The 17,277-nt window shown below is 47.2% G+C and carries 13 protein-coding genes; all 13 read right to left on the bottom strand.

Annotation, left to right across the window (positions count from 1 at the left end; genetic code table 11):
- Window positions 1-8 precede the first annotated feature (8 nt).
- Entirely contained in the window at window positions 9-4,322 is a 4,314-nt protein-coding gene (locus tag AAA943_RS13135; RefSeq protein ID WP_338224717.1) for a hypothetical protein, read from the bottom strand.
- Window positions 4,247-7,645, bottom strand: a complete 3,399-nt coding sequence (locus AAA943_RS13130; RefSeq protein ID WP_338224716.1) for a baseplate J/gp47 family protein — start codon at window positions 7,643-7,645, stop codon at window positions 4,247-4,249. Before AAA943_RS13130 ends, AAA943_RS13135 begins: the two co-directional genes overlap by 76 nt.
- Window positions 7,642-8,055, bottom strand: coding sequence for a GPW/gp25 family protein (locus tag AAA943_RS13125; protein ID WP_338224715.1), 414 nt, complete (start codon window positions 8,053-8,055; stop codon window positions 7,642-7,644). The genes AAA943_RS13130 and AAA943_RS13125 overlap by 4 nt, the downstream gene beginning before the upstream one ends.
- Before the next feature lie 71 nt (window positions 8,056-8,126).
- Complete coding sequence (locus AAA943_RS13120) at window positions 8,127-8,405, bottom strand: PAAR domain-containing protein (protein ID WP_338224714.1); 279 nt, start codon at window positions 8,403-8,405, stop codon at window positions 8,127-8,129.
- 3 nt (window positions 8,406-8,408) lie between these two features.
- Window positions 8,409-10,160: a type VI secretion system tip protein VgrG gene (gene vgrG, locus AAA943_RS13115; RefSeq protein WP_338224713.1), complete on the bottom strand. Its 1,752-nt coding sequence runs from the start codon at window positions 10,158-10,160 to the stop codon at window positions 8,409-8,411.
- A 6-nt stretch (window positions 10,161-10,166) separates the two neighbouring features.
- Window positions 10,167-10,955 (bottom strand): CIS tube protein, encoded by a 789-nt coding sequence (locus AAA943_RS13110; protein ID WP_338224712.1) that lies wholly within the window; start codon window positions 10,953-10,955, stop codon window positions 10,167-10,169.
- A gap of 9 nt (window positions 10,956-10,964) precedes the next feature.
- Window positions 10,965-11,120, bottom strand: a complete 156-nt coding sequence (locus AAA943_RS13105; RefSeq protein WP_338224711.1) for a DUF5908 family protein — start codon at window positions 11,118-11,120, stop codon at window positions 10,965-10,967.
- A 2-nt stretch (window positions 11,121-11,122) separates the two neighbouring features.
- The gene (locus AAA943_RS13100) at window positions 11,123-11,596 is read right to left on the bottom strand and encodes a phage tail protein (protein ID WP_338224710.1); all 474 of its coding nucleotides are present in this window, start codon (window positions 11,594-11,596) and stop codon (window positions 11,123-11,125) included.
- Window positions 11,597-11,599: 3 nt separating this feature from the next.
- On the bottom strand, window positions 11,600-12,034 hold the full coding sequence (locus AAA943_RS13095) for a phage tail protein (RefSeq protein WP_338220427.1): 435 nt from the start codon (window positions 12,032-12,034) through the stop codon (window positions 11,600-11,602).
- Window positions 12,035-12,066: 32 nt separating this feature from the next.
- Window positions 12,067-13,509, bottom strand: a complete 1,443-nt coding sequence (locus AAA943_RS13090; protein WP_338224709.1) for a phage tail sheath family protein — start codon at window positions 13,507-13,509, stop codon at window positions 12,067-12,069.
- Window positions 13,510-13,538: 29 nt separating this feature from the next.
- Window positions 13,539-15,260, bottom strand: coding sequence for a phage tail sheath family protein (locus AAA943_RS13085; protein ID WP_338224708.1), 1,722 nt, complete (start codon window positions 15,258-15,260; stop codon window positions 13,539-13,541).
- A 14-nt stretch (window positions 15,261-15,274) separates the two neighbouring features.
- On the bottom strand, window positions 15,275-16,405 hold the full coding sequence (locus tag AAA943_RS13080; RefSeq protein ID WP_338224707.1) for a hypothetical protein: 1,131 nt from the start codon (window positions 16,403-16,405) through the stop codon (window positions 15,275-15,277).
- On the bottom strand, window positions 16,402-17,010 hold the full coding sequence (locus tag AAA943_RS13075; RefSeq protein ID WP_338224706.1) for a Pvc16 family protein: 609 nt from the start codon (window positions 17,008-17,010) through the stop codon (window positions 16,402-16,404). The genes AAA943_RS13080 and AAA943_RS13075 overlap by 4 nt, the downstream gene beginning before the upstream one ends.
- Window positions 17,011-17,277 lie beyond the last annotated feature (267 nt).

Genomic DNA, 17,277 nt, shown 5'->3' with positions numbered 1-17,277 from the left:
GTGCAGGTTTAAAATTCGCCCAGGGATGAGAAATTGAGAATGATCGACTGGTCCAGGTTGTCATCGACTTCGCAGTCATGAAGTGTACCGGAGGGATAGACATTGCGGACTTTTTCGAGTATTTCGATCAGATTCCCAAGGGCCTGAGCTAATTGCTTGGGGTGTGATGCTTGTTTCAGGTTTTCGAGCAGCCAGATTTTCCAGGCTCTCTCGAGTTGTTCCATGTGCTTGGGATGTATCCAGCAGATCGTCAAAAACACATGTGCCGGTGCTTCTAGTTTGAATTTGTTTTCCAGGAATTTTCTCAAATCCCGATTGGTAAATCTGCCAGCCCAAAACGGCAAGATCACGTGAGTCATGCAGGTGTAAGGGTCATCCAGGGTGCATTGACATTCTTCTTGGAAATGGGGATCCAAAAGTCGGTCTTCCAAGGTCTCGGTGACCGGACTGCCTTCTTCGGAAAAGGAATATTTTCCCTTGTGTTTGGGGCGTAGAAGAATGTGTTCGAAAAGGTGTGTGCCTTCATGGCTGAAAAACTGGTTCAAAAAGAAAGTTTTGAGCTTATCGATGGCCCGCATCTCTTCTTCTCCTCTTACCAGAGCTTTTGCTCCATCCATATCCACTACCTCAAACTGCCGGGAAAGGCTGATGGACCCTCCTTCCCAGCTTATTTTGGGCGCTGAAGCCGTTACTATTCGGGTGGAGGTGCCATCAAAACGTACCGAAAGGATAGAGACTTCTTTCAGGTAGGTTTTTCCTCCATCAGTATAAACAAGCTGAACTTCCGGAAAGAATTGGATTACCTGACTCAAATCCCCTTCTACCATCAGCTCATGGGTTTCGAGTGACACGGAGGAAAGAAGCAAGTCCTGTTCAAATAGGATTTTGTCTCCTTTTTTAGCTTGAGGAGTCCCCTGAAGGACAATTTTTGACCCAAGGGATACTGCCTGATTGAGATGAAAGGATTCTGGTGGAGACCCTTTGGCGAGTAGCCAAGCTTCTCCCCAGTCTCCATCTTCGAGGGCTTTTGCGAGTGATTGATTGAAGTCTGCGGCTGAGCTTTCTGCCAAAAGTCCTCCTCGTAGCGGGTCAATGAGCTGTATTCGATAAGGGTTCTTGGTATCTTCGGGAACCTGATACCCTGATGGTTTTGATGCAGCAGCGACCAGCTGCCAAAGGTGATTTTCAAAATCTTCCTCAGCCAAGGTTTCCAGCTGAGCAGGATCCGTTTCGCCGGGAACTTCCCTGAGGATTTTACCCAACAGGATCTCCTCTCCTTTTCCAAAAGGAGCGTCAAAAAAATGAAACTCCACTTCATAACCAGGAATGCCTGGCCCCAAGGAGGTGCTTATGGAGTAGTTTACCCAGTTTTTCAATCCCAAGCTTAGGTTTTTTCTATTGGCACGAGGATTTTCCATAAACTCTCCGAGTAGGATTTCATGGATTTGGCCCAGCAATATATCCGCGTCTCCTCCTTCTGCAGAACTCATCAAGTCCTGTCGGATACTGGCCCCGATGGGTACACCCAGATGGACAAGTAAAACTTGAATGGATCCCGGATCTCCGGACAAAAGGTAATTTTCTTTCAAAGACCCGAGTAGGAGGGCTTTTTCAAGGGCTTCTGCTGCCTCTATTTGAGTGAGAAAGCTGTCCAAAAGCTCAAAAATGGGTTGATCACTATCGTCTACCACTCGAACTGACCATACACCTGTGTTTTCCTCAAAAACAAAATGAGCGCTGAAAATCAACCAGTCGGAGCTTTTCTTTCGAATTCCGTACAAAGCCCCGATGCGGTCTTCTAATCCGGATAGATTTCTCTGATGGTAGAAGTGATCCAAAATCGAATAGTCAAATCCCAGTCCACGTCCTGCACCGATTGCGGGGTAGTTTTGTAAAAGGTGGAGTTTGTCATCGATCAGCTTATCCTGAGCCTGAAGGGCATGGATTCGTTCCGAAAGTAGGGCGTAGTCGGTCAGCGACTCGGCAAACCTCCCCAGCAAATGGTTAAGAAATTTATTTCTCCTTATCAGAAAAGTCTCTCTGCTTTCGGTAATCTCCCCGAGAAGTTCTTTTAAGTCTCCCAGGTTTTTCCATAGCCCGGCTGAGTCAGGTACTTTATTTCCTAACCTTCCGTCGGACTGGACGATGACTTCAGAAAGATTTTGGAAAAAATAAGTGCGGTCCACCAAACGATTGCCAAATTGATCCTTTTCATTTTTATGGGAAAACAGATGCTTTAAATGGGCCAGTTGAGAAAGGTAGTTGGCAAGATATTGCTCAAAAACCATCAAATAGGCTTTGAGCTGTTTTACCTGATGGGGCTGTGGCCGGCCCTCTCCCTGAGGGAGCATGCCATCTTCCCCAAGTCCGTAGACAAGGGGGAAATCATTTTGAATGGAAAAATAATTTTCCAAATCCCGATGTTCTCCACTCAGTGGAAGGAAGTTTTTTACAAGCCCGGACTTCTTCTGAGGACGTTTGCCGCTTTGGATATCTTCGAGCAGGTCCTCCACCTCTTCTCTATTGGCAATGAAGGGTAGGTTTTCTTTGAAAAAAGTCAGTTTGCTCAGGGGTACATTCAGCCGGGGAATGTAATTTTTTTCCAAGGCCAGCTTGAGGCACCATCGGACACTCTTGGATGGAATAGTCCCTTTGGGATCGTCTTGAGGCAAATTGGCAATCTGAATGTTTTTCACCGCCTCCACTCCAGGAATATCCATAATCAAGTGTATCAGGTCGGAGACGTGAATTTGGGATTTCCTTTCGGCCAAGGTCAGTTCCTTCTCATCGATAAAGCCATGTTTTAACAATGGGCCTTCGAATATTTTTTCTGTTGGTGTCCCTGCTGCATTGTCCCAATCGCCAAGGTAGACCTGATCATCTTCACGGAGTAGAGAGCTCGAAAAGTTGGGAGAAAGTCTCAGTTCACAGGTACCATCCGGTGATAATCGGGCAGTCAATACCTCATAGGTTCCGGCGTTGTTGCCACTGCCGAGAATGCTCAGCTTTGCCCCGGGTTTGGGGAAGTTTTCCTGAGATAGATTGATCCATAGCTTGGCAGGGTTCTGTTGGATTTTCAGAATTGGAAGACTGCCTTCTTTGCCCCGGTCGATCATTTCTTCGAGGCTGTAAAAATTGACTTGAGGAGACAGGAAATCGCCTATAGCCGAAAAAATCGCGGCTTCGGTTTTTTCCACATCAGCTTCCGGACTAAGTTCGATATCCGCGCACACCAATATTTCCTCCACTTTCAAGGCTTGAAAATCCACAAAGTCCTCACAGAGATTGCGATTGGCATGCAGTGTTCGCTTGACCTCGGCCAGAATTTCTCTGATTTTATCGGTTTTTAGCCGGTATTGAACCAAGGCCCCTTCCTCATCCTGATAGATCAGCTGATTGATTTGGTTGCTTAGGGTAGGCAGACCATCCAGAGGTTGAGGACCTGTGTTGGTCATTATGGAGCCCTCCAGTTTAATATTTTTAGAGGGTTGAATCTTTGCCTTTAGGTCGATTCCGGAAGGCAGGTTTTGAAATTGGATATCAATGGACTGAATCGCTTTTTTGATGGCTAGAGAATTCGTCCAGTCCAGGGTTTGGTCCCAGCGGGGAAACTCTATTTGAATATCCAGAATCGTTCCTTTCAGCTCAGGATGCTCAGTGAGCTCGATTTCCATGCTGAGTTGATTTTCGTTCAGATCACCCAAGACCGGAACCGTATCAAACTCCAAGAGTACATCGTAGAGAATTCCCATTTTCAAGGCCTGTTCCTTTGCTGGGAAAGGTTGGTAAGCTAGTTTTTTGGCTTTTCTGTCTGGGAATACGGGGAGTTCATTGCTTTCTCTCAGCGTAATCCAGGCATTTTTTACTCCGGCTTTGGGACAGATTGAATCAGGGGCCTCATCCATGACTTCCACATCCATAAGGAGCTTTCTGTAATCAGTCAGGGTAAGCGCTTTGGAAGGAAGTATTTGTGAAGGTTGAAAAAACTGCCCGGCTAATGACCCACTGGGGTCTGCCAACAAATCCTGAATCGGAAACTGAGTCCTGAAGCTCAGATCAGTGATGGCATAGCAAAGGACCTCCAGAATGGTCACCCCCGGGTCATGCGCATTGTAGTCGGTCCAAATGTTTCCCGAAAGCCGCTGGATGTATGCCAAGGCCTCCTTGCGCAGCAGCCGGTAATCCGATGCCGGGCTGGGAAAGTTGCTTTTGGATATAGTGACGGGTTCTTGCATAGGATAGCTGATCAATATTTTTCCTCCATATCGCTGCTCTCTGAGGAGAGGATATCTGCTTTTTCGGGCACTATATTGTCCTCGCATTGGCAATCTTCAGTCTCCAGGATCTCTATCAAGTGATCTCCATAGCGGCCTAGGGTACCCACTGACCCGAGGATGGAAACTCCTCTGCTTCCTCTGCCTTCTTCTACCCGGGTTCGGGAAATCAGCTGCCCGTTGATAGGGTTTTTGATCAGATGATAGAGTTCAAAACAGGACAGAAAATCCACGTAAGGAAGCTTTTCTATAAAATGGAGAATGACTGAACTGTGAATTTCTCCCTCAAACTGAAATTGATCTGTGGGTTCAAAAGCCCAGGGGGAGAGAAATGCTTTTAGGTCATCTTCCAGTTTTTTGGTGTGAATCGACTGGTCCACACCCGGAAGAAATCGGACTTTGGTTTTGATCTGAAGCTCTTCATACACCGGATTGACTACATGGAGCAGTACGCCCGTTGAGCATTTTTTCAAAACCGATTCCCTGATTTTGCTGAGCAGGGAGACGCTGGCCTTGGGCCTGAGTGGATCCAATGCATTTTTGTTCTGCACATTGGCGATGATTACCAGAGTCACATGCCTTGGAGCCAAGGCGCGATATTCCTGTAGATTTCCCTCGTAGTAGGTATGATTGAGGGCTTTGACTTGATAGACTTCGGGAAATTCTTCCAAGACCAAATGCTCGTAGTCCCATTTGGTGACCGCACGCTGCTTATGCCTGAGTCGTTCGGCTACCCGGGTGTAGAAGTTTTCTTCTGCCTCGGCCATTTTTCCCCCAAAAGAGGAAAAAGGCTGATGGATCTTGCTGATCTGATTTTGGCTGACATTTAGCTTGGAAATCGTTCCTGCGGTCAAAGCTTGAGCCAGGCGGTTGGGATCATTTTTTTGATTGTCAAAGGTGACCTCAATAGCCTGTGCCAGGATATCGGTCAACTTGGGTAAGGCATCGGCATTTTCTGCCACTGAGGCTTTGAGCCAAGTGTGTCCGTCGGGCAAAAGAGTATGTCTGGAGTCTGCTGCCTTGGGCAGAGTAAATTGGATCAGACCGGTCTGAATCAGACCACGGGTCTGATCTATGACCAGATCCAACTTGTCCACTGCCTTCCAGGTATTTCCACTCAGATAGCTCCAGGATACCACCGGGGATGGTTTTTCGGGATTTCCACTTCCATCCAGAATATGGAATAGGAGTTGTATGCTTTGTCCTGGAAGATGGTTTTTCAATCCGATCATCAATTCTCCCTGTGCAGTGAACTGAGGAATGAGAGGAGGATTTTTCTCCTGAATAAGTGCTTCTCCAAAGGGACCGATATGAAAAAACTGGCTCCATTTGCCGGATTCCGGAGTAAAAAGGTCCTCGGCCGTATAAGTAAGACTTACCGATTTCAACTCTGGAGTATAGGGTTCTTTGGGAAGAGGTAGATCGGGGTTGTCCAGTTTTTTAAGCACCTCACTCGCGAAAAGATTGGGATACTCGCTGTGTCCAAAATCCTGACCGTAAAGAGACAAGCGTAAAAATCCCTGTTTTTTGTCCGGCCCCCAGCTGTCAATTTCATCCAATTCCGGACGGGGACCCAGGTTTTGTAGGAATGATCCATCCAAGTTTAGCTTGATAGTGGCTGAAGGCGGGTTAGAATTGTCGGGACCAAAAAGAGAGAGCAAGTAAGGAGTAGAGGATGGTTTTTTCATCCAATCTCTATCTTTTAGTAAAGTAGGTTCTACCTTGAAGTTTAGATTTGCCCAGTTGGATGCTACTGGATATCCTGAGTAATGGTCTTTGAAACCATCGCCGGTGGAGGGGAGTCCAGACCAAACCAATTGGATAGCGAGACTAGTCAGTCCTTTGGAAAAGACCTCTCTACTGCCTAGGTAAAAATGGGACCCTTTGGTAGGACGGAATCCGAATGGGTGGATGTTTTTCCCTACAGGAAGGACTGTCTGGTCATTTTGCAAGATGAGGTTTTGAATCCCAGAGACGTCAACTCCGAGCTTTGCGGATTTCAGCCTGGCATTTTGAAGCATGGAGTAAGAATAGCTCTGTGCTGTCGGAGCCAACTCCACTTTCAAAACTGGCTGTGTGGTAGAAAACTTCTGAAGAAGGACGGCTTCTTTGTACCCGACTACAGCCTCTTGCTCTGGGCTCAAGGAGAAATTGAGAATCAGTTCAATACCATCTGATCCTCGGTTGATGATTTGATGGGCCTGCTTTTGGAAAGAGTAAATCAGGTCATGGTATTTGTCTTCGCCCATTCCCCTCACTTCTTTTACCTCCTCCAATTCATCAAAAACTTTGTCGTCCAGGCTATCTCTGTAAGCCAAGATGTTTTTGGCAGTGATTTCGCCGATATCGTATCCGGAAAAGGGGCGATGAGACCCTCTCTCCGGATCGTCAAAGATAGGGCCGGCCTGAGGCTCGATTCCGGCAATGTCCTGCCATGTTTTTACAGAATTGATAAAATTCAAGGCATCTGTGATAGCTTGGGCATGGGATTTTTCGCCCCCTGTTTTTGCAGCTATCCAGTCTTTTTCTCCACTCAGCCAAAACCGAAAACTAGAGTTGAGATTCAGCTTGTTCAAATTCTCCAAGAGCTGCTCTGCAGGATGAAAAAGCAGACTCAGGCTAATTTTTCTTTCTCCTTCTGCCAAGGACAAAACCGGAGAGGAAACAGCAAATCCCACCACAGCAATTGGGCGGTCAGCATTTGGAAAAAGAGCATTGGGTATTCCAAAAGTACTCCATCCTCCTTCAGATTGAGTGATTTCCCCCCCGCTTCCGTCTTCTGAATTGGCTATAGGTGATGCATAAAACCTTGAAAATTCATCTCTGAACAAGGCTTTTATTTCTGCTACCTCAGCCTGATTGACGGCTTGATTGGACTGGGTCCTGAATGAAACAGGAAAACCCAATCCATCTTTTCCTGCTTTGAAGGAAGTAAGAGAAGGAATCAAAAACTCTCCGACATGCTTGGCCAGTTGGATAATCAGGTAGGCCTGATCGGGCTCGGCGGGTTTTTCCCGGATTCTCAACACATCCCGGTAAAAAAAGTCTAAATGCCTTTTCGTTAGGGAATTTAGGTCTTTTTGAAGTAGGGTGTAGTTTTGTAGAAAGGCCAGAAAGAGAGAAAAATGTGGAGCGGTCAGTTGCTCAGGCTGAATTTCTTGAGTGAAAAAATTTTTCCAGTCCTTGCCTGTATCTCCTGCAGGTTCAATGAATTTCAGTTGAAAGGCCAGCTTGATGGCAAACTGCTTCAACTCCTCGATACTCCGCTCGTCGACAGCCACGTATTCGGGCAAAAGGCTTTCCAAGAGGCGGTTGGCCTGATGAGTTCCCGGATGGGGTATATGGACGCTATGACAGGAGTCGCTGCTCATTGGGCTATATCTGTAGCTTCAATAAATAGGTAAGGGTAGACTAGGTTTCTTCGGTTGTTGGTAGCTAGGATCAGATACTCAACCAAGACCTCGATTCGGCCTCCTTGGTAATCAGGACGCATGTCCACTTGAATCACACGGATTCGGGGTTCATGAAAAAGAATTGCCCTCTGGATTCGGTTGGATATCAAGGTGGCTGTGGTCACGTTGAGCGACTCGAAAAGCAAATCTTCCATATTGGCGCCATACTCCGGACGCAATACCCGCTCTCCCATGGAGGTATTGAGCAGAATGATGAGACTTTGACGAATGTCCTCCTCATTTTCGGCCAAACTGACTTGGCCCACTTCCTGTTGAAAGCTAACGGGCCAGGCCCAGCCTCTTCCCAAATAGGTATTTTTCTCTTTCATTTTTTTCTTGTTCAGGGGACACCAATAAATGCATTGGCAATACCCCAGCTTCCATTTTTAAATTAATCCTGCTATCCGATCATGACAGTCGGCGCTCCCACTGCTACTGATGCCCCGCAAACGCAGGTATCCCCTGCTCTCAGGGCAGGTTTTCCTCCGATCATCACGGTGCTACTTCCCAACAGGAAGGCACTGACTGTGGGTTGATGACTGTTGGGAGGAAGACTGCAGACATGGTTGTCTCCCATCACGGCAGCAGGCATACCTCCAATAAGCACAGTAGGTACTCCGGGGCCAATGACTGTTCCCCCGTGGTTACTTGTGTCTCCTACTCTTGCAGCGTTTGGCATCAATCAATTGATCTGTACTAAAGAACCTTTCACGGCAGTCTGCCCTGAAGAAGAAAATTCTGCACCTGCTCCACCTTTGGCGGTCAACTGAGCTGAAGATTCGACATCGACGTTCATTCCTTCGATTTTCACATCCCCGGTGGCTTTGATTTTAAAATCAGCGGAGGACTCCATGGTGATTCCTTCACTGTCCATGATCACCTTGTTTCCGTTTTCATCTTCAAGAGAAATAAGGCCATCTTCATCATTCATTTCGACTACTCTCCCTCCCGGAGTTTCTATCCTTATGGATTTCTTTTCATCGTCAAAGTGCAGTTTTAGCTCAGATTTGCTGGTATACCCTTTTTTGAAATTGTCGTCATTGACTTCAATGGGGCTGGCATTGGCCGAGCTGAACAGGGATCCCAGAATAATGGGCTGGCGTGGATCTTCATTGATAAAGCCGACAATGACCTCATCTCCTATTTCAGGATAAAAAACAGCCCCTCTGACTCCTTCCCCTCCAGCATCAAGCGTGGCCAATCTGGCCCAAGTTCCCTCTGAAGAGGAATCAATCATGGGCAAAAGCACTTTTACCCGGTTTTCCCCATCCGGATCTTCCAATCCGGTGACTTTCCCGATATGCAATCCTTTCATGGCCGGAACCAGTCCCGCAGCAGGTACATCCAGAATATCGTCAAACACCGAAGAAATAAACCGATGGTCCAGCCCCAGCCCCAGAGTAGTAAACCACTTTTGATTGGGGGATACCTCGTGGTACACCGAGCTGACAAAAGCTTTTCCGTTAAACCTGGAACCAAAACCACTGAGTTGGACCATATCCCCGGGTTTGATGGTGTTATCTCCGTGAATTTTGAGCTGGCCCTTGATTTTGGAGAGTCGGCTCTTGAACATGTTTGCATCTGCCCAGTTTTGTAGCTCTTCGCCTGAAAAGGCTCCTCCATGCTGCAAGGTGAAATCCTCCAATCCAATCACCTCGGCCAGGTCCTGACCGGAAAGATCACCTTGGAAATCAATACCCGGATCAGGGGATTCCAGCTCCAAAAGCTCCTGATTGGCTATATCCCAGCCTTTACTTTTGCTGGAAGGGTATTGGGTGCGGGCATCCATTTCTGCCTCTATCTCCACCACGTTAGTCCCAAACTCCAGGTCCAGCTTGGCGTCGGCAGCAATTTCTGCGCTTTTGATTTTCACGGTACCGTTTTCTACCAAGACCAGTTTACTGTTGAGTTCTGCCCGGGTCACCAAGAAGTCCCAATCTGAGCAGTAGAATTGGACCATTTCTTTGTGAGTGGTAGCGGTAGCTTCCACATCGCTGCTGAGCCCATAGGCTGAGATGAGGTCTTCAATGATTTCAGAGTCCTTAGAGTCAAAAAAGTATTTGTTTTTTCTTCCAATGGTCATCTTTACTGCAGGGTCTCTTAGTTCCAATATCAGCTTGGACGCCCCACCCCTTGCTTCAATACCATGTCTGATAATTATTCCTTCGAAAATGACCTCTTCGTCATTGTTGTAGCCAGCTTTAAGGGTAATTTTTTTTCCGGGAATAAAAAAATCGCCCCCGCTGATCTCAAAGTCTCTTGAGGCTACATCCCCATCAAACAGTACGATTCTCGCGGCAGGAAGCTTATTTACGGCTCGGGTCACTGCGATCATAGCCACGCCGATTTCCGGTGGAATTTCTGTCCCCTCGGAAAGAATCTTGAAAGTGGCAAGATTCGGATTGGTACGGGCTGATACGGGTACTATGGGCATTGCTTTTTACTTGGCTAGTGGAGGAAAAATGAGTTCCTGTCCTTCACGGATCAGGCGGAGATTATTGATCTTATTGATTCGGGCGATTTCCAGGTAGTAGGAGGAGTCTCCATAAATACGATGGCACATCAGTGGAAGAGTATCGCCCGATTTGACGGTACGCAGATGAGTGAGGTCCGGAGAAGTACGGCCTGTCTCCGCGGCTTGTTCACTTCTGGAAATGGACTGCTTAAACTTGGCAGTGACGGTGGCCCGAATTGGTAATCCGGCATTGTTGAATAGCTTGTAGTTAATCGTGGCGCTTTCGAGAACTCCTCTAAATTGAAAAGCGCCCCAGTTGATTTGAAGATAATTGGGCTGATGGGTGGTGGGCTGGATTTTTTGGGTGATCTCCAAAAAACGGGTAATCGCCCGGTCCACGTGCTTGTCTTCTTTTATGATCTCTATTGCAGAGACTTTTTCTCCACCGATTTTGTCCCGGTCCGGGGCAAGGTCACCCAAATAGGAAAGGTCCAAATTGGCAGGGGAGTCCTTGGAAGGGGGGGAAGCACTAGTGGCATCAAAAAGAAACTCAAACTGAACGTCCTCCGATTGGTTAGACTTAAATTGGTTTTGTCTCCCGTCTGCAAGGCCTTCTTCAGCCACCCACTTGTTTTTAACCTCCTGGCTGTAAGTGGTAGGATTGTACATCACCACAAAATGCGCGGTGGAGGTTTCGTAGTTGTCATCCGAAAAAGCTGTGATTTTCAGCTTTTCCAGACCGCCCATAGGGGTGAAGATGTCCTTTAGTGCCATAGTCGCTGATTACCTTTCGTTTTTCTCTTTGATCACCTTGGCCAGTTCTTCCAGCCCTTGCATCAATGCATTGGTGTTTGGGCTAGGGGATTGATTACCCGTTGGCCTTTCGTTTTGGGTATCCACTGTGGTTCGGATGATGAGCTCCTTGATTTCAATGGGCATAGTTAAATTGGGCTTAGGTCGGAAGGTTGTATTCTTCTGAAATACTGATAGGCAAATTCCATTGACTCGATCATCAATCCGCTTTCCATGGCATTGAGTCCTTCAATTTCCCATTTCACCGGCCAGGCATTGAAAAAATTCCAAGCCTGAAGGGGGATGTGGTCCTCATTGAGCAAAATCACAGTAATGTCCTGAGGCTCGAAACTGAAGTTTTCTACTGCATTTTTAAACCATTTGGCAGCAGGGGACCCACTCATCATCCCTCTTTTCATCGAAAGATTGGAATAGCTCACCGGATTGGGCATACGGTGTTTGAAGCGGTTTTCTCCCCCTTCCGAATACTCTTCCACCCCGATTTCAGCGCTTATTCCGCTTACCTCCTGAAATCCCACATCGGGAATTCCGGGGTATTTGAGAGCTAGCCCTTCAAATCGTACAAGGAAGTGAAATCCTGTGGGAGGATAGAAAAAAGCCATGGCTTAAGTAGTCTCTATGCTTAGTCCCTCGTGACAAAGCTCGATCGTCTCGATGGCCACTTCGTTTCCGGTTGAGTTGAGCGTAGGACCTTCTACCTTGCAAGGCCAAGCCTCTTTCACCTTCCATACCATGATGGGTTCGTGCTCTTCATTGAGCAAGCTGATCGTGAGGTCTCTTCGGTCGATTTTGTTTTTCTTGACGGTGTTTAGCCATTGGAAAAATTCATTGTCCGCTGCAAAAACTCCCCTCTTGAGGGAAATATTGCTGTATTGGGGAATTCCCGGCATTTTGGTTACATGATATTCAAGGGAATTGCCCTCCCGGTAATCGATGGTTTGCAATTCTATGGAAAGGCCGGAGACCTCGGTAAATCCAATACGGGTACCGCCCCATTCTACCTGAAAATGAAAGACGGAAACAGGATATGCTACTGCCATAATAATTTAGGTTAAAGTGTTTGCTGTTTTGATTAGGCTTCTTGAAGCTTATGAGAGAATTTGAGTATGATAAATTCGGCAGGTCTTACTGCTGCCAGGCCAATTTCTACGTTCATCCGGCCTTCCAGAATGTCCTGTGCGGTCATGGTCACACCCAAACCAACTTTGACAAAAAAGGCATCCTCAGGCTTGGCCCCGGCTAAAGCGCCGTCTCTCCAGAGCTTGGAGAGGAAATTTTCGATCATGGTTTTTACTCTGAGCCAGGTATTGGCGTCATTGGGCTCAAAGACCACGAATTCGGTGGCTTTTTTTACCGATTCTTCTATGAAGATGAAAAGACGCCTTACCGGCACATACCTCCACTCGTTGTCATTTCCGGCTAGGGTTCTCGCACCCCAAATCAGTGTGCCTTTCCCTGTGAAAGTCCGAATGGCATTGATGGACTTTCCTGAGGAAGCGTCCACGTTGAGGGAAGCCTGTTGCTCATTGGTGATTTTCACTGCGGGGCCTACTACTCCTCGGATGTCCTCATTGGCAGGAGCTTTCCACACTCCTCGTTGACTGTCTACCCGTGCATACACCCCAGCCACTGCCGGAGAAGGGGGGAGATCTACTTTGAGCTTGTTGATTTCCGCGAAAATGGCTCGATGAAGGCTAGGGTCTGTAGCTTCAAGAGAAGCTAAAGTTACTCCATTCAGGGTGTTAGAAATTACTGGGTTGGATGTACCCAAACCCTTGTATTCATGGCTCTGCGCAAGAATTACTGCGGAGGGGTTGAACCCATAAGAATAGGAAGTCTTGAGGTTGGGATAGTAGGCTGCTCCGTACTTTAGATTTCCGGAGCCTATTCCGTTGTTTCGAAAATTGACGGCATCCTGAAAGGGATTCGTGGTATTTTCCTTGACATCTAGGATCACAAACCGATCCTGAAGTTTGTCACATTGAGCCAAGGCATCGGTATAAACGGGCTGAAACGAGGCCACGGTCATGTAATCCGGAAAAACGATCAGGGTAGGTTCATCCACTTTTTCCAGCATAGCCAACCCATGCCTTAGACTTCCCAAAACGGTGGGTCCATCATTGGTGGGATTGCTGGAATAGGTGTTGACCGAGACGATGTAGCAGGGGCCTCCACCATTGTCAAAATAGTGCCTAAGGCTAGGGTACATTTTGAAAGGCGAAGGACTGCCGCTAAGTGAAGCGGTGATTTTCCGGGTTTGAAGGGTAGCTGGCTGACCATCAAGTCCAGTAAAAGTGTCCTGGATGCTAACTGATATTCCCTCAAGATTGGGCCCGCCGAATATAGCCTCGTATTCCAGCATGGAGCTAATCCGCGTAGGTACCCGGAGAGCTCCCCCATCGGCTTTCTGTGTATGTCCTATAAATGCCGGAATGGCTGTCTCCACCGCCGCGATGGAGGCGGGCAAGGTGGAAATTTCCTGAATATAAACACCCGGTGTTGTGAAGTTTGACATGGGTTCTATTGATTATGGTGAGGTTGAGATTAGGATTCCTGAAGCTTGTGGGAAAACTTCAGGATGATGAATTCTGCGGGCCTTACTGCGGCAAGTCCGATTTCTACATTCATTCTGCCTTCGAGAATGTCTAGGGCCGTCATCGTTTTGCCTAGACCCACGTGCACAAAAAATGCTTGCTCCGGCTTTGCGCCTGCCAATGCTCCCTCTCTCCAAAGACTGGACAGGAAGTTTTCGCACATGGTCTTCACCCGAAGCCAGGTATTGGCATCATTGGGCTCGAAAACCACAAATTCGGTGGCCTTTTTGATGGATTCTTCCACAAACAGATAAAGCCTTCTCACTGGGATATATCTCCATTCGTTGTCGTTTCCTGCCAGGGTCCGTGCTCCCCATACCAGATTTCCCCTCCCTTGGAAAAAGCGGATCACATTAATGGATTTTCCTGAAGTTGCATCCACGTTCAGCAATCCCTGCTCTTCGCTACTGACTGCCAAAACAGGTCTGCTGATAGACCGGACGTCTTCATTGGCTGGAGCCTTCCACACCCCCCGCTGACTATCTACCCGGGCATATATCCCTGCCATGGAAGCGGAAGGATACAAATCCACCAACCGGGATTTGAGGTCGGCTACCATGGCATTGTAGAGGGCCTTGTCCGGAGCTATCCAAGTGAAGGTCCCTGATCCTGAGATGGTCGCCCCTCCTCCTCCATTGTCTGTGTAAGTAAGGGTAAGGTCTCCTCCCGCCTCACCTTCTATCTTGGCTTTGAGGGTGATTAGGTTTGAGCCTCCCTCGCGGCTGGCTCCATAGAGGGCTTTGGTTGGAGTGTTGATGGCCGTGGTAAGGCTGCCTGCAGTAGTGATATTGCTGGTGTCCTTGTCGAATTCAGACCCTTCCAAATACGTGTCTCCGCCGATTTGGAAGCTATCGTCATCGATGTTATCAAAATCAGTAATTCGGATCGTGCCGGTGGCAAATTTCTGACCAGCTCCAATCTCTGCAAGGGACAGTCCGTGAAAGGGTCCGAGCCCTGCTCCTGTCCTGTTGTCGATGATTGTAAGCGCATCTTCTTTGAAGTTTCTGTAGAGAATAGTTCTCAAGGAAGGAAAATAGGCAGCTCCGTAGCTCAGATTGGAGCTTCCTACTTCGGCACGAAACTGATTTCCGTTTTCTGCAACGCTCATCCCGGTATCCAGAAGGGCATCAAATAGTGCAAATCGGTCTTGGAGCTTTGCACACTGAGCCAGCATCTGGTCATGAAGGGATTTTCTGTCTGTGGCATCCAAAATCACCGATTCGGGGACTAGAAGAAGGGTGGGTTCATCTTCTTGCTCGAGAGCCCGGATTCCTGCAATCAGCTCATTGACATCAATGGAATTGGAGTCAGGAGAGTTGGCATAGATTCCTGTAGACACGATCCAGCAAGGTCCCCCGCCATTGTTGAAATACATGTAGACCTGATAGGTCATCAAGTAGGGGGAAGGCGAGCTGAGTGCAGGGATGGCGAAAGTACCATCCGAATTGATGGTGATTTGGTAATTTTCAAAAAAAGAATCTCCGAAAATTTCCTGGTACTCGAGATAGGATGTAACCCGCGTAGGCTTATTGGTAGGGATAGTAATTCCGTTTTTCTCAGCCTTGGCTGTGTAGCCTACAAAGGCCGGAATAGCTGTAGCTACCGGAACCACTGAGGCAGGAAGGGTGGAGATTTCTTTGATGTACACTCCTGGAGTTTTGAATTCTGCCATGGGGAAAGAAAGGTTTAGATAAAGACGAAAATTTCACTGAAAGCCTCTCCTCCGTCGGTTTTGGCGATTCCATTTCGGAGAGGATTGGGAAGATTGGCATACAACACCCGGTTTCCAGGAGTTCGTCGAAGTTCCAAATTCAGCTTAGGGCTTTCGAAGAAGGGAATCGGTACCTGAGACTTGAATATGACGGTCTCTGCATTGTTGACTCTGATATCAGGATGAGGAGCTCCTCCATCCTGCTGAAAGGTGTATATCCCATAGGGAGTGCCCAGTGGGTTCCCTCGGTCTCTGATGGACAGCTGATTGGTGCCGAGGTTGAGTTTTTTGTTTTGGTTGACAATGATGTAGGTCCAGCGGGTTGCTTTTCTTTTCAATTTCAGGGCATAGTATTCCATTTCCCCGTAGAGTCTGGCTGGGCTGCTTACATAGCTGATTTCCATAATACCCATGGAGGTATTGCCAATGGCGTCGCTGGAGAAAAAATAGGCCTTGTAAAAAAGCGTCTCGGTATCTGTCTGGCTTCTCAGCTCCAGCGAATAAATTCCGTCTGCCTTGTCTTTCAGGTCCACTCTCAGAGAAAAAATCTCCAAATCATCCGGAGACAGGGGTAAATCCAAAGGGAGAGGATTGCCGTCGCTGTCTTTTCCTGATGAAATGAGGTTGCCTGCTTCGTCCCGAAGGCGGAAAATGACCGAGGCGGGATGAGTGGATAGTTTTACTTGTTCCAGCAGGTCTTTGGGTCTGAGTCCATCCAGAATTTGATACCCTAGCGTCTCAGGTGTTGTCGGATTCGAGGAGGCATTGGCAGGGTTGTTTTTAAAGTGGAAAAAAGATCCGGTTTTGAATTCCTTTACAGGTGTGTCCCAATCCGTAATGGTGTGGAGAAATGAGGGATTGGAACTGTTGATAAAAAATCTGAATCTGCAGGGTACCTGTAGGGGAGTCTCCGGATCTGTAAGGTTTTCCTCGGCACGAAAAAGAACAATCATCCCCTTTGGGAGGGACCGGGTGAGCATTCTTCCATTTTTCAGCAGATGATGGGTAGACGAGTCCGGAGTAAGGCTGAGGGATTGGGAAATTCCATCCTTGAAAAAATCATGAAGGAGCTGGATTTCAAAAAGACGGGAATAGAGAATGTTCATGGCTTGTGTCTGGATTCGAGGTAGATTTTTTCTATCGGATCTCCGCTTTGCTGGATTGCATTTTCCTGGACACGGATAGTTCTCACTTTATACAGGACACTGGGGAGGTATTTTGCCCCGACCACTGACCAAAAGTTGTACAGCTGCTCAAAGGAGTAGCTGTAAAGCTCTACGAATATTTTTTTCAAATCCCCGTCAAAACCAGCCAAACTGGGACTGTTTTCTTGGGTAAACACACTTTTACTCTGAAAGAAAGCAACGGCATAGCTTAGCTGCTTGAGTCCTTCCACATAGTCATCGGAGGAGTTGTTGGGCAGACGGTTTTGAAAGTTGGCAGTAATTAAAACATAGAGGTTTAGCTGGATATCCGGGTTTCGTTTTTCCACTTTGCCCACCGCATTGATGAATCGGTTTTGCTGGTCTTTGCTCGTCCGCTCTTCTTCAATATTGATCAGGGATAATCCCAGCGACTGATCGGGTATGGCAATTCCCTGTTCATTGGTCACACTCGATAGGACCACCCGGTTGGTGATCGGATCGCCAACTTTGAGCTTAATAAAGGAGTTGAGCTCCTGGGTCAAAAATTCCAAGGCTGAGTGAATCATCGGTAAAAATTTGGTGCTGGAAAAACTGAAAAAAGCTAGCGAGATCAAATACCAATTAACAGGAAAAAAAAATCTGTTTTTAACCAAAATCCTAAAAAATAAAAAAATATAAAGTATTATTAATCAATAAATTGACTGGTTTTTGAAAGGAATAGTTTGACATCTATTCTCTTTGAAAAAAGGCTAAAAATTCTTGTCAGATTGCAATAACTGGCGAATTTCCCTCTTTACTTAACTTTTGTTGTAAATTAAATTTATGGATAGTCT

The organism is Algoriphagus confluentis (genome assembly GCF_036245625.1).
GTDB classification, from domain to species: domain Bacteria; phylum Bacteroidota; class Bacteroidia; order Cytophagales; family Cyclobacteriaceae; genus Algoriphagus; species Algoriphagus confluentis.
The sequence above is the reverse complement of the archived record's forward strand: the minus strand, read 5'-3'. Positions and strand labels throughout refer to the sequence as shown.

Coding starts and splice junctions, on each gene's coding strand:
- AAA943_RS13135 (WP_338224717.1), bottom strand. CDS start 4,322: ATGCGAGGACAATATAGTGCCCGAAAAAGCAGATATCCTCTCCTCAGA.
- AAA943_RS13130 (WP_338224716.1), bottom strand. CDS start 7,645: ATGAGCAGCGACTCCTGTCATAGCGTCCATATACCCCATCCGGGAACT.
- AAA943_RS13125 (WP_338224715.1), bottom strand. CDS start 8,055: ATGAAAGAGAAAAATACCTATTTGGGAAGAGGCTGGGCCTGGCCCGTT.
- AAA943_RS13120 (WP_338224714.1), bottom strand. CDS start 8,405: ATGCCAAACGCTGCAAGAGTAGGAGACACAAGTAACCACGGGGGAACA.
- vgrG (WP_338224713.1), bottom strand. CDS start 10,160: ATGCCCATAGTACCCGTATCAGCCCGTACCAATCCGAATCTTGCCACT.
- AAA943_RS13110 (WP_338224712.1), bottom strand. CDS start 10,955: ATGGCACTAAAGGACATCTTCACCCCTATGGGCGGTCTGGAAAAGCTG.
- AAA943_RS13105 (WP_338224711.1), bottom strand. CDS start 11,120: ATGCCCATTGAAATCAAGGAGCTCATCATCCGAACCACAGTGGATACC.
- AAA943_RS13100 (WP_338224710.1), bottom strand. CDS start 11,596: ATGGCTTTTTTCTATCCTCCCACAGGATTTCACTTCCTTGTACGATTT.
- AAA943_RS13095 (WP_338220427.1), bottom strand. CDS start 12,034: ATGGCAGTAGCATATCCTGTTTCCGTCTTTCATTTTCAGGTAGAATGG.
- AAA943_RS13090 (WP_338224709.1), bottom strand. CDS start 13,509: ATGTCAAACTTCACAACACCGGGTGTTTATATTCAGGAAATTTCCACC.
- AAA943_RS13085 (WP_338224708.1), bottom strand. CDS start 15,260: ATGGCAGAATTCAAAACTCCAGGAGTGTACATCAAAGAAATCTCCACC.
- AAA943_RS13080 (WP_338224707.1), bottom strand. CDS start 16,405: ATGAACATTCTCTATTCCCGTCTTTTTGAAATCCAGCTCCTTCATGAT.
- AAA943_RS13075 (WP_338224706.1), bottom strand. CDS start 17,010: ATGATTCACTCAGCCTTGGAATTTTTGACCCAGGAGCTCAACTCCTTT.